Annotated in this window: 6 protein-coding genes; 1 reads left to right on the top strand and 5 read right to left on the bottom strand. The window is 38.1% G+C overall.

Going from position 1 to position 7,690, the window contains the following annotated elements:
* Nucleotides 1–136: 136 nt before the first annotated feature.
* From HGC4_RS11065 to HGC4_RS11045, 5 genes are all read right to left on the bottom strand, one after another.
* Entirely contained in the window at nt 137–1,882 is a 1,746-nt protein-coding gene (locus tag HGC4_RS11065) for a sodium:solute symporter (RefSeq protein WP_050710197.1), read from the bottom strand.
* A 105-nt stretch (nt 1,883–1,987) separates the two neighbouring features.
* On the bottom strand, nt 1,988–3,655 hold the full coding sequence (locus HGC4_RS11060; protein WP_050710196.1) for a ribulokinase: 1,668 nt from the start codon (nt 3,653–3,655) through the stop codon (nt 1,988–1,990).
* A gap of 110 nt (nt 3,656–3,765) precedes the next feature.
* Nucleotides 3,766–5,271 carry an L-arabinose isomerase gene (araA, locus tag HGC4_RS11055; protein ID WP_050710195.1) on the bottom strand — a complete coding sequence of 502 codons (1,506 nt, stop codon included), beginning with the start codon at nt 5,269–5,271 and terminating at the stop codon, nt 3,766–3,768.
* A 99-nt stretch (nt 5,272–5,370) separates the two neighbouring features.
* Complete coding sequence (locus HGC4_RS11050) at nt 5,371–6,054, bottom strand: L-ribulose-5-phosphate 4-epimerase (protein WP_050710194.1); 684 nt, start codon at nt 6,052–6,054, stop codon at nt 5,371–5,373.
* Between the two features lie 186 nt (nt 6,055–6,240).
* Nucleotides 6,241–6,933, bottom strand: coding sequence for an NUDIX hydrolase (locus tag HGC4_RS11045; RefSeq protein ID WP_050710193.1), 693 nt, complete (start codon nt 6,931–6,933; stop codon nt 6,241–6,243).
* Nucleotides 6,934–7,389: 456 nt separating this feature from the next.
* Here HGC4_RS11045 and HGC4_RS11040 point away from each other — a divergent pair, with 456 nt between their 5' ends.
* Nucleotides 7,390–7,647 carry a GlsB/YeaQ/YmgE family stress response membrane protein gene (locus tag HGC4_RS11040; RefSeq protein ID WP_050710192.1) on the top strand — a complete coding sequence of 86 codons (258 nt, stop codon included), beginning with the start codon at nt 7,390–7,392 and terminating at the stop codon, nt 7,645–7,647.
* Nucleotides 7,648–7,690: the final 43 nt, after the last annotated feature.

Here is a 7,690-nt window from a genome sequence, read left to right as displayed (position 1 = left end):
AAAGGTCTGAAATCTTAAAGATAGAAAATTCTCACTGTTGTATAATTACTTATAAATAACAGTGAGAATAATCAAGAAATACAAAATAACTAGATAAATATAAATTGTCTTTTATTTTAGTAAAGAATATATCTGTTTACCAGAAGTACCAATAGAATAATCCACAAAGAGAAACAACTCCGAGCGATGCAACAACATCCCACTTGTCCCAACTCTTTCCGATAACTTTTTTGTAATCGTCGGTGAAGGTGATAGCCTCTATCTGTTGAGCAGTTGGTTTTGGTGTGAAAAACGATACTACAACCATCAGTAACATGATAAATACAAGTAACCATACTTCAAAAATAAGCCAGTTAGTTTGCCAAAACCAAGTTGTACACTCCCAGTACCAGCCTGTCATTACGTCTTCACCTGTGTTTGTAAATATGTTGGTCAATAAGCGTGTCATACCGATAATAAAACCTACGATCATACCTGCTTCTCCCGCTTTCGGTGTAATTCTTTTAGAAAATATACCTAGTGCAAATACTGCTACCATTGCAGGTGCAAGCAACGATTGTATGCCTTGTAGATAATCATAAAGGCTACCAAGACTCATCATAATAGGTATCCATACAATACCAAGTATCACTACAACAACTGTTGCAATACGACCTACTAAAACATAGGTAGCTTCGCTTTTCTCTTTGAACTTAGGTTTATAAAAGTCTTCAGTAAACAGCGTAGCACAAGAGTTGAAGAATGCTGCCAAAGAAGCAACCAATGCAGATATAAAACCTATGGTAACAATACCCTTCACACCGGCAGGTAATACAAACTTAACCATTGAACCGAAGGCGGTATCAGGGTCGTCCAATGTAAACCCACTGTCGGGACGTGCAGCCAATGCAGCAGCTACCATACCCGGTATCAAGAACATAAATACTGGTAATAGTTTAAAATAGCCGGCAGCAATAGTACCTCTGCGTGCACGTTTCATTACTACATCGTTAGCCTCTCCCTTGCGTTGTCCGAGTACACGTTGAACAATATGTTGATCGGTACACCAATACCAAAAACCGATAATTGAAGCCCCGATGAATACCCAAAAACCGGGATAGTCGTCGTACAATGGGTCACCCGTATTGAAGTGGAACATATGATTTGTACCATGTGCAGCTCCGTCTGCTCCTACATTCAGTGTTTTAGAATAATCAATCATTGCAGTCCAACCATCAGCGATACTGCCGTATCCTAGTGCTGATAATCCTAGGAAAAGTACGAGAAACGAACCAATGATAAGTATCGGGGTTTGAATTGCCGACAATGTCATTACACCTTTCATACCTCCGAAAACAGTAAATACACCAGTTAATACTATCAAGCCGATTGCTCCGTACCAGAAAGGTAAGCCAAGAAGACTTTCCATAAAGATACCACCGGTAAATGCTGTTACGCTCACTTTGGTCAACACGTATGCTATAAGAGTGATGATAGACAGCCATGAGCCTGTAGCTGGTGTATAACGATATTTGAGAAAGTCGGGCATTGTGATGATTTTACCCATCTTATTGTTCATCAATTGATAGAAGGGTACAAAGAGCCACCCGAGGAGGAGTATCATCCAACCTTGCATTTCCCAGTGTGCCATACCTACACCCGCTTTAGCACCCGTTCCGGCAAGCCCTACAAGGTGTTCCGAACCGATGTTTGCAGCAAAGATAGCTGCCCCAATGATGTACCATGGCTCTCCCTTACCAAATAGGTAGTCCTCGCTATTGGCACCTTGTTGCAGGCGCTTGTCTTTTTGTACCGAACGCCAAACTGCCCATGTTACCGCCAATATCCCAATAGTGATAATCACCCAGTCGAGCCAGATAAATTCATGTGAATTCCAATTCATACGTATAAGATCATTTAAGTGATGTAAAATGTTTTTTGCTTCATTTTATAGCTATAACTACCTTTTGTTGTTACACCTACTAAGGCAATAAAAAGCTCTGAGAGCTTATGAGAATAATTCTGTTTCCGTAAATTTTCCAAGCTTTTGATACTTATCATACAATGCCATATACACTTTATGATTTTCAAGATTGGGCTTGTATTCAGATGCAAAACCTTGCCCCATGGCTGTTTGTGCTTCTTTTATAGTTGGATGCACACCTGCTGCAACTGCCGCAAACATAGCTGCACCAAAGGCACAGGCTTGTTCTGATTTAGCCACTTTAATAGGCATACCCAATACATCTGCCAGCGTTTGCATAACAAGTGGAGATTTCAATGAAATACCTCCGATTCCTATTACACTTTCTATTTCGATACCATTTTCAATGAAACGGTCTACAATTGCTTTCGAGCCGAATGCTGTGGCTTCGACCAATGCTTTAAAAATGATAGGTGCATCACTTGCAAGATTCAAACCTGTGATTGTGCCTTTTACCAATTGATTAGCATCGGGAGTTCTGCGTCCGTTCATCCAGTCGATTGCTAAAACGCCACTTTCGGATACAGGTATTTTTGCTGCCTCAATCGATAGGGCAGGGATCATTTTATCTAAAGCTTCCGCTATTAGTTTATCTTTTGTTGCCTGATCTATTAAAGAGGATTCTTTGATTAGATTTTCGATTGGCCATGCCAGTACCGATTTAAACCAAGCATATATATCACCAAAACCCGATTGTCCTGCTTCTAAGCCAATCATTCCGGGAACTACCGAACCGTCAACCTGTCCGCATATTCCGGGAATTAGTTTTCCGTGCATGCTTTCATAAGGCACAATCATTATATCGCAGGTAGATGTTCCGATTACACGCACAAAGGTTTTAGGTCCTATTTCAGCACCCACTGCTCCCATGTGACAATCGAATGCACCTACTCCAACAGCTACATTGGTAGTAAGACCCAATCTGTCTGCCCATTCCTGAGTAAGATTACCTACTTTAACATCGCTCGTGTATGTCTCTTTAAAGAGTCTGTCTCTATAGCCTTTAAGCAGAGGTTCTACTTCTGTCAAGAAATCATCAGTTGGTAATCCGTCCCATTCTTTGAGCCACATGGCTTTATGACCTGCTGCACAACGGCTTCTTATTATATCAGATGGTTTTGTGGTATTAGTAATTAAAGCTGACATCCAGTCGCAATGTTCTATCCAGCAATAAGCTGCATCACGAATTGTTTCATCAACTTTTAGTACATGGGCCATTTTTGCCCAAACCCATTCGCTCGAGTATATACCGCCTTCATAAGCTGTATAATCAATAGGCCATCTTTTAGCTACTTCATTTATTTTTGCGGCTTCCTTTACTGCAGTATGATCTTTCCAAAGTACGAACATCGCATTCGGGTTTTCTGCAAACTCCGGTCTTAAAGAAAGTACTTCACCGTCTTTATCTATAAGTGCAGGTGTTGAGCCTGTGGTATCGAAAGAGATTCCTACAACATTTTCGGCTGTACCTTTAGGTGATTTGCTTAAAGCTTCTTTTACCGATTCTTCAAGGCTCTCTATATAATCAAGAGGGTGTTGTCTATATTGGTTTTTATGTGGGTCACAGTATTTGCCTGCTGCCCAACGTTTGTAATATTTTACGGATGAAGCTATTTCTTTGCCTGTTTCGGCATCGATGATAACGGCCCGACAAGAATCAGAACCATAATCTAGTCCAATTGTATATTTCATATTCTATTCAGAGTTAAGATTAAATAAAAGGGTTGAGTAAGGTTTGCAATTTAGACCTAAAGCCCCGAAGATAAAATATCTTCAAGGCTATTGGTCAAACCTTAACTAACTTACTGTAATGCTTTATTTAGCAAATAGAACACTTCGTTTACTTTCAATTCGAATTTAAACTTATTGATTGTTGTGTCTTTATCAATAGTTATCAATTCGATTCCGGCTATGTCTGCATAATCTTCCAAAAACTCATTGGTTAATGCATATGAGAATGAAGTATGATGAGTACCTCCGGCTAATATCCAAGCTGCTGCACCTATTTCCAGGTTAGGTTGTGGTATCCACAAAGCACTAGCTACTGGCAATTTGGGTAATGCTGCTTTAGGTTCAATAACATCTACATTGTTTACAATCATACGGAAACGGTTGCCCATATCAACAATAGTAGCTGCAACACCTGTTCCTGCATGGGCTGTGAAAACCAAACGTGCAGGATCTGCTTTACCGCCGATACCTAATGGATGAACTTCTAATCGTGGTTTTTGAGTTGTAATTTCAGGAGATACTTCTAACATGTGAGATTGAAGAATTGCACTTTGTTCTCCATCGAAATGGTAGGTGTAATCTTCAAGGAAAGATGTTCCTCCGGGTAATCCTTTAGCCATTACCCACATGGTTCTGAGTAAGGCTGCTGTTTTCCAGTCACCTTCTGCACCAAATCCGTAACCTTCTGCCATTAAACGTTGACAAGCCAGACCCGGTAATTGATTCAAACCGTGTAATGCATTGAAATTAGTTGTAAATGCTTTTGCTCCTTTGTCTTTCAAAAAGCGACGAAGAGCTATTTCTTCACGAGCAGCCTCGCGTACTTGTCCATGATTCTTTGCACCTTTTTTACAATCGTCAGCAAATATATATTCTTTTTCATATTCTGCAACTAGAGCATCTATGTCTGCTTCTGTTACTTTATCTTGAAAAGCTACTAAATCGCCAACACCATAATAATCATTATGATATCCTAATCTTAATTCGGCCTCTAGTTTATCACCATCGGTTACAGCTACATTGTTCATGTTGTCGCCAAAGCGGACAATAATCATGCCCTGAGCATCTGCCCAAGCTGCTGCAACACGTTGCCAAACGGCTATTTTAGCTTGAACTTTGGCATCAGACCAATGTCCTACAACTACTTTTCTGTTTTTGCGCATACGGCTAACCATATGACCAAACTCGCGGTCGCCATGCGCTGATTGATTCAAGTTCATGAAATCCATATCGATTTCAGACCATGGAATTTCTTTATTGAATTGAGTGTGAAGATGTAAAAGTGGTTTTTTGTAATCTTTCAATCCTTGAATCCACATTTTAGCAGGTGAGAAAGTGTGCATCCATGTAATGATTCCAACACATTTAGGATCGTTATTTGCCTCAGAAAAAGCTTTTGCTACTTCGGCAGAAGAGTTTACTGTTCCTTTAAAAACAACTTTTACGGGTAGTGTACCTGCATCATTCAAACCTTTTACTATTTCGGTCGAGTGTGCATTTACCGATACAACAGCATCTCCGCCATATAACAATTGTGCGCCGGTTACAAACCAAACTTCTAAATCTTTAAATTCCATGATATATAAATTTTTTGATTAATAAGGTCTGTGACCTTTTTATTTTTTTGTATTAAATAGTTAATCTGTGAATGAGTATAAAAGATTTATCTCAGCACGTTATTGACCGTAATAAGCATCGGGTCCGTGTTTTCTAAAGAAATGCTTCTTTATAAGGTCATCATTCATTTTCAATTGAGGATTTACAGCGAATGATATAGATGCCATTTTAGCAACTTGTTCCAACACAACTGCATTGTATACAGCATTATCTGCATCTTTTCCCCATGAAAAAGGACCGTGATTATTCACTAAAACTCCGGGTGTATATTCTGAATTCAAATCCTTGAATCGCTCCACAATTACATTACCGGTTTCCAGTTCGTATTTGTTTTTTATTTCGTCAGGGGTCATTTGTCTGGTGCAAGGTATCGCATCCTTGAAGTAATCGGCATGAGTAGTTCCAATATTTGGAATATCACACCCAGCTTGTGCCCAAGCTGTTGCATAGGTCGAATGGGTATGTACAATTCCGCCAATTGCAGGGAATGCTTTGTATAAGACGAGGTGAGTAGCTGTATCGGAAGAGGGTTTTAATTTCCCTTCTACTACGTTACCATCCAAATCAACAACAACCATATCTTCGGCTGTCATTGTATCATACGATACTCCCGATGGCTTAATAACAACTAATTGAGAATCTCGATCTATTGCACTCACATTTCCCCAGGTAAATATTACCAATCCGTGCTTTACTAGATTAAGGTTGGCCTCGAAAACTTCTTTCTTTAATGTTTCTAACATGCTGTTACAAGGTAAAAAAAGGAAAATAAGTGTTTTGAATACACTTGCAATATTACGAATAAGTGTATTAAGTAACACTTATTCGGTATGTGTTATAAAACATATTAATAATAAAAAATGCCTTACAACAGATCATATTCTAAATAATCGGCTATAAGACATCATTTTATGATACCTTGATGTATGTTATAATGAAAAGAAGTATCCTTTTTTTAGTAGAAGATCGTATTTCTCTTTATTGAATTTGTAATAGAAAGCTCCTCTTTTTGAGCTCGATTTATCTTTGTCTTCTTGTTTTTCGAGAATATCCATCTCTAGAATCTTCTTTCTGAAATTTCGTTTATCTAAAGGAGTTTGATAGATTGCCTCATATAAACTTTGAAGTTGAGGCAATGTGAACTTTTCAGGAAGAAGGTTGAAACCAAGTGGTTTGGTTGCAGCTTTGTTCCTCAGAATTTCGATTGTATCGTTTAATATTAGATTGTGGTCAAAAATAAGATCACCAACTTTATCCAGTTCCTCCCAACGAGCATCGTGCACTTTGCATAATTGATCATCAAACGATTGTATATCTATCAAAGCATAGTAAGCTAAGGAAACAACGCGCTCTCCCGTATCACGTCCAATCTCACCATATGCACCTACTTGCTCCATAAAGACATCTTGAATGCCAGTATATTCAAATACGACTCTCGAAACTGTTTCCGAAAGGCTTTCTTCTGCCCGAACGAATCCGCCCATGAGAGAATCTTGTCCTTTCAATGGCTCGAATTTACGTTTTGATATAAGAAGATACAATTTGTCGTTCTTAAATCCGAGAATAAGGCAGTCCACAGAAACATAAAATTTTTCCTGATCTTTATAAAATAATGGAGTCATATTGAGTTTCTAAATTAGCATTGAATTAAAAGATGCAAATATATTGAAAATTTATTGAGTGTAAAACTAACAATTATTCTGCTCTCAATGAAGATTCGTAGATATTAATTAGATTTTGACTACAAACATACGGTATTTATCACTTTATTGGAACCTTCTATTCTGAAAGTGTTTTTTCTTAGTTGTAGTATTTATCGGAACGAGAAGGGTGCTTGAAATGTAAACATTTGAATGATAGAGCTGAAATTAACGGACAAGCAAAAATCTATTTAGCAGATGAAATTTACCTTTGAAATAAGTGTCTTAGAAAAGTGCAATGAGTATTTTTTTGTATAAAGCTCAGGTTCCCTAATGCATAATAAATCGAACAAAACCTTCTTCTTCCTTGTTTTATATAAATATTGACAGACTTCTACAATTGGAGTTTACATAAATATTAATTTAAAAATTTAGATTATGGAAGGTTACGGAATTATATGGTCGATAATTATTGGTGTTGCCGCAGGTGCTATTGCCGGTTGGATTATGAAAGGAAATGGATTTGGCTTTATTGTTAATTTGATAGTAGGTCTTGTAGGTAGTGTCTTAGGCGGATGGATTTATGGCTTACTAGGTATTAGTACTGGTGGAATATTCGGGGTATTAATAATGTCGGTAGTAGGAGCTGTTGTTTTACTTTGGATTATATCGCTGTTCCGGAAGAAGAACGTCTGACAATAGTCAACATGTGACGAAGATGTATTTATTTATATAATCT

This window comes from Dysgonomonas sp. HGC4 (assembly GCF_001261715.1).
Taxonomy (GTDB): Bacteria; Bacteroidota; Bacteroidia; order Bacteroidales; family Dysgonomonadaceae; genus Dysgonomonas_A.
Note: the sequence above shows the minus strand (reverse complement) of the source record. Positions and strands in the feature narration are given on the sequence as shown.